General features: G+C 75.6%; 4 protein-coding genes. 1 reads left to right on the top strand and 3 read right to left on the bottom strand.

The genetic code is table 11. The features are described 5' to 3' along the window. Window positions 1–248: 248 nt before the first annotated feature. The gene (locus Q6969_RS13420; RefSeq protein ID WP_317230886.1) at window positions 249–1,136 is read right to left on the bottom strand and encodes an alpha/beta fold hydrolase; all 888 of its coding nucleotides are present in this window, start codon (window positions 1,134–1,136) and stop codon (window positions 249–251) included. 187 nt (window positions 1,137–1,323) lie between these two features. Between Q6969_RS13420 and ectB the strand changes: the two genes are divergently transcribed. Beyond that, complete coding sequence (gene ectB / locus Q6969_RS13415; protein ID WP_317230885.1) at window positions 1,324–2,634, top strand: diaminobutyrate--2-oxoglutarate transaminase; 1,311 nt, start codon at window positions 1,324–1,326, stop codon at window positions 2,632–2,634. 112 nt (window positions 2,635–2,746) lie between these two features. Here ectB and Q6969_RS13410 read toward each other — a convergent pair whose 3' ends face one another. After that, complete coding sequence (locus Q6969_RS13410) at window positions 2,747–3,409, bottom strand: response regulator (RefSeq protein WP_317230884.1); 663 nt, start codon at window positions 3,407–3,409, stop codon at window positions 2,747–2,749. Then, window positions 3,406–4,387: ATP-binding protein (locus Q6969_RS13405; protein WP_317230883.1), on the bottom strand; the 982-nt coding region annotated here is incomplete at its 5' end. The genes Q6969_RS13405 and Q6969_RS13410, both read right to left, overlap by 4 nt.

The raw sequence follows: 4,387 nt of genomic DNA, 5'->3' as shown, positions 1-4,387 counted from the left end.
CGAGGTGCCGGCGAGCGACGCGCCGGGCGGGGTCGCGGGTGCGGGCGTCGACGCCGCGAGCGCCGGGGAGCCGGCCCCGAGGCAGAGGAGCACGCAGGCGGCGACGGTCGCGGGGACGCGGCGGGAGGACAGGGCGGGACGTGGGCGCACGGAGGTGTCCGTTCTGCAGGAGGGGGCGATCGGCTGGTACCGGATCGATGAGGACGCTCACGATAGGGACCGCCCTCCCGCCCGCGCGCGGCCCGTCCTCAGGGCGCCGCGGGTTCCGGGGGCAGGGACGCCGCGAAGCGGCGGACGAGGCCGGCGAAGACGTCGGGGCGCTCGATCTGGGGCATGTGGCCGCAGCGGGAGATCAGCTCCAGGCGCGCGTCGGGGAGCTCGCGCGCGACGCCGCGGAGGTGGGTGGCGGGGAGGATCCGGTCGCGGTCGCCCCACACCGCGAGCACGGGCAGGCCCGACGCGCGCACCGCCTCCACCAGGGGGCGGCGCCACCCGGAGCTGACGCCGCGGACGGTCCCGAGGTCGCGGGCCACCTCGAGCATGGTGGCCGCATGGGCCGGACGGGCCGAGAGCGCCTGGGCGTGGCGCACGCGCTCGGCGGTGGTCAGGGCGGGGTCGTGGAAGACGCTGCGGGTGGAGCGCCGCGAGTTGCCGGGCGTGGGGCGGAGCACGAGGGTCGCGAGCGGATCGAAGGCCAGGAGCCGGAGCCCCACCGTGACCTCCCGGCCGAAGCCCGCGCTGTCGGCGAGGACGAGCGCCCGCACGCGCTCCGGGTGGCGGGTCGCGAGCGTCATCGCCACGGCGCCGCCGAGCGAGTTGCCGACCACGGTCACCCGGCCGCGCACGCCCGCGGCGTCGAGGTACGCGGGCAGGGCGTCCGCGAGGGCGACGAGCGTGGAGGGCCCGTCGACGGGATCCGACCAGCCGAATCCGGGCAGGTCCAGGCTGTGCAGCTCGTGCGCGTCGGAGAGGCGCGCGTGCTGCTCGTCCCAGTCCTCGAGGCTGCGGCCGATGCCGTGCAGGAGGAGGAGCGGATCCCCGGCGCCCGTCACGCGGTGCCGCACCAGCCGGTCGCCCACCCGCAGCATCGCGGTCCCCGGGGCTCCGAGCGGATCGAGGTCGTCGGGATCGGCCATGCCGCGACCCTATCCGTCTCCTCACGCGGGAATCCCCCACGTGGGGGATTCCCGCGATGACGGAGGGAGGTGCGACGATGGAGGGGCTGCGCATCGCAGCGCCTTCCCCGTCGCCCGGAGCCACGAGCCCCGCCCGACGTGCGGCGATCCCCGCGGGTCGCCGATGAGAACCAAGGAGCGACACGGCATGACGATCTTCGAGCAGATGGAGTCCGAGGTCCGGAGCTACAGCCGCGGCTGGCCGGTCGTGTTCGACCGCGCCGTGGGCAGCGAGATGTTCACGGCCGACGGCGACCGCTACCTCGACTTCTTCGCCGGCGCCGGAGCCCTCAACTACGGGCACAACGACCCAACGCTCAAGCAGAAGCTGGTCGACTACATCCTGCGCGACGGCGTCACGCACTCCCTCGACATGTTCACGGAGGCCCGCCGCGACTTCCTGCAGACGTTCCAGGACGTCATCCTCCAGCCGCGCGGTCTCGACTACCGCATCATGTTCCCCGGCCCGGGCGGCGCGAACGCCGTCGAGGCCGCGCTGAAGCTCGCCCGCAAGGTCACCGGCCGCACCACGATCGTGCACTTCACCAACTCGTTCCACGGCATGACCGAGGGCGCCCTCGCGGTCACCGGCAACGCGCTGAAGCGCGGCGGCGCCGGGCACCCGCTGCACCACGCGGTCGCCGTCCCGTTCGACGGCTACCTCGGCGGCGAGACCGACAGCCTCGCGTACTTCGCGAAGCTCCTCGACGACTCGGGCTCGGGCTTCGACCGGCCGGCCGGCGTCATCGTCGAGACCGTGCAGGGCGAGGGCGGCATCAACGTCGCGAGCGCCGAGTGGCTGCGCGCGCTCCGCGACCTCTGCACGCGCCACGGCATCGTGCTCATCGTCGACGACGTGCAGATGGGCTGCGGCCGCACGGGCGGGTTCTTCAGCTTCGAGGAGTCCGGCATCGTCCCCGACATCGTCACGCTCTCCAAGTCCATCGGCGGCTACGGCCTCCCCATGGCCCTCACGCTGCTGAAGCCGGAGCTCGACCAGTGGAAGCCGGGCGAGCACAACGGGACCTTCCGCGGCATCGCGCCCGCGTTCCTCACCGGCGCCGAGGCGCTGCGGCGGTACTGGACCGACGGCGAGCTCGAGGCGTCCACGCTCCGCAAGGGCGCGCGGATCCACGAGGTCTTCACCGAGATCGCGACCTCCGTCGCGCCGGACATGCAGCTGAAGGTGCGCGGCCGCGGCCTCGCGCGCGGCATCGAGTTCCCCACGGGCGACCTCGCCGGCGCGGTCTGCCGGGCGGCGTTCGAGCGCGGCATGCTCATGGAGACCAGCGGCGCCGGCGGCACCGTCATGAAGGTGCTGCCCGCCCTCACCATCAGCGACGAGCAGATCGAGGAGGGCCTCGCCATCATCCGCGCGTCCGTCCGCGAGGTCCTCGGTGCCACGAGCGAGGAGCTCGCCGCCGACGAGGTGCCGCTGCCGGTGGCCGTCGGGAGCTGATCCGCTCCTCCTGCCCTCCTCGACGGCCCGGTCCTGCACGCGCGGGGCCGGGCCGTCGTCCGCCGTCCGGCGGTCCGGCCGCTCGCGTCGGATCGGGCATCCGCCCCCGGCCCTAGCGGGGTCGGAGGATCCGGTACCGGTGCTCGGGGCGGCCGGTGGATCCGTAGTTGAGCTGCACGTCCACGACGCGGTCGCGGGCGAGCGCGCCGAGGTAGCGCTGCGCGGTGGCGCGGGAGACGCCCACCCGCTCCGCGATCTCGGGGGCGCTCAGCTCCTCGTCCGCGGCCGAGAGGGCGTCGAGCACGGCCTGCTCGGTCGCCGGGCGTGCCTGGGCGGAGGCCCGGCCGGGCCGCAGCGCCTGGATGGCGCGGTCGATGCCCGCCTGGTCGAGCGGCCGGTCGGTCGCGAGCCCGGCCCGGAAGGCCGCGTAGGCCGCGAGGCGCGCGGTGAGCAGCTCCGGCGCGAAGGGCTTCACGAGGTACGAGACGGCCCCGCCGCGGAGGGCGCGGCGGACGGTCGCGGCGTCGTCGGCGGCGGTCACGAGGATCACGTCGGGCTCGATGCGCCGCACGAGGTCGACGCCGCTGCCGTCGGGCAGGTAGGCGTCGAGGAGCACCAGGTCGGGGCGCTCGGAGTCGAGCACGGCGAGCGCCGCGCGCACGCTGCTCGCGGTGCCGACGGGACGGAACCCGGGCGCCTGGGCGACGATCCCCTCGTGCAGGCGGGCGATCCGGAAGTCGTCGTCGACGATGAGGACGGTGAGGTCGTCGGTCACGCGGGGGCTCCGTTCGGGTCGGCACGGTCATCGGTGGCGGTGTCGGTGTCGGTGTCGGGCGGCTCGACCACGCCCTGCAGCCGGGCGCAGAAGACGGCACCGGCGTCGGCACGGTGCGGCGGTCCGCCCGGGTCCGCGACCCAGACGTCCCCGCCGTCGCGCCGGGCGATGTCGCGCACGAGCGGCAGGCCGAAGCCGAGTCCGTGCGCGGGATCGGCGCCCCCGCGGCCGTCCGCCCCGCCGCCTCCCGGCGCGCCGCCCGCCGCCACGGCCTCGGCGGCCGCGCCCACGTCGTCGGCCCGTCGCTGGAAGACGCGGCCCACGTCGGATCCCGCGAGCCCGTCGCCGGAGTCGGAGACCGCGAGGTGCAGGTCGGCCCCGTCGTCGAGCGCCTCGACCTCCACCCAGCGGTCCGTCCGGGATCCGCGCACGGCCGCGTGCACGGCGTTGTCGACGAGGTTGCCGAGGACCGTGGTGACCTCCTCGGGCCGCACGAGGAACCCGCGGACGAGCGTCCCGGGCCCGACGCGCAGGCTCACGCCCCGCTCCTCCGCCTCCATGGCCTTCGCCCCGAGGAACGCCTGCAGGTACGGCTCGTCGACGAGCCCCGCGTCCACCGTGGGGAACGCCACGGGGCCCTGCTCGAGCACGCCCGCGAGGTAGCTGTCGGCCTCGTCCACGCGGCCCGTGGCGACGAGGCCGCGGACGACGTGCAGGCGGTTCGCGAACTCGTGCCGCTGCACGCGGAGCGCGGTGGACATCGCCGTGACGGCCGTGAGGCGGCGGCTCATCGCCTCGATGTCGGTCTCGTCGCGCAGCACGACGACGGTGCCGAGGTCGCGGCCGTCCCGGTCCACGCGGGCGACGTCGACGAAGAGCAGGCGGTCGCCGACGACGGCGCGGAGGGACGAGGATCCGGCGGGCACCGGCACGGCGCCGGCTGCGGCGGCGGCGGCGGTCGCCGTCGCGGGCCGGCTC

Source organism: Clavibacter sp. MX14-G9D (assembly GCF_032917815.1).
Classification (GTDB): Bacteria; Actinomycetota; Actinomycetes; order Actinomycetales; family Microbacteriaceae; genus Clavibacter; species Clavibacter michiganensis_K.
The sequence above is the reverse complement of the archived record's forward strand: the minus strand, read 5'-3'. Positions and strand labels throughout refer to the sequence as shown.

Excerpts from the sequence above, each read along its gene's own strand:
- Q6969_RS13420 (WP_317230886.1), bottom strand. The coding sequence starts at position 1,136 with ATGGCCGATCCCGACGACCTCGATCCGCTCGGAGCCCCGGGGACCGCG.
- ectB (WP_317230885.1), top strand. The coding sequence starts at position 1,324 with ATGACGATCTTCGAGCAGATGGAGTCCGAGGTCCGGAGCTACAGCCGC.